Below are 560 nucleotides of genomic sequence, written 5' to 3' on the forward strand. Positions count from 1 at the left end.
GGCCTGCTTTTTATTATTTTTATTTCGATTTAGTCGGTGAAAGTCACACGTGCAATCGCTTTTTTGCCTGACTGAATGATTAAAGTTACGTTTTCTTTTACAGAGTAGCTCATATCAACCACATTCCAGTCGACTTTAACAGCGCCACGACCCACAGCGTCTTTTGCAGCAGCAGCATTCGGGTTTAAACCTGCAACTCGAAGAATGGTTGCAATAAACAACTCGCCACCAAACTCAGCACGAGAAATCGTCACTTCCGGTGTATCTTCTGGTACTTCGCCTTCTGTCACACGGTTACCTGCACTCTTATGTGCATTTTCCGCTGCTTCTGCATCATGGAAACGTTCAACCAGCTCAAGCGCTAAAATACGTTTGATTTCTTGTGGGTTACGACCCGCTGCCATTTCATCAAGCAAAACTTTGATTTCATCAAGTGACTTAAAGCTGAGTAAATCAAAATAGCGTTCAATCAAGCTATCTGGCATCGATAGAATTTTTTGGTACATCGCACCTGGGGTATCAAATACACCAATATAGTTACCTAAAGATTTAGACATTTT

1 pseudogene is annotated in these 560 nt (G+C 41.6%); it reads right to left on the bottom strand.

Features of this window, described 5'->3' with window-relative positions:
• Nucleotides 1-29: 29 nt before the first annotated feature.
• A pseudogene (locus B4237_RS13020) lies at nt 30-560 on the bottom strand (tyrosine--tRNA ligase); the annotation flags it as partial.

It is taken from the genome of Acinetobacter sp. UBA6526, from assembly GCF_002434875.1.
Taxonomy (GTDB): Bacteria; Pseudomonadota; Gammaproteobacteria; order Pseudomonadales; family Moraxellaceae; genus Acinetobacter; species Acinetobacter venetianus.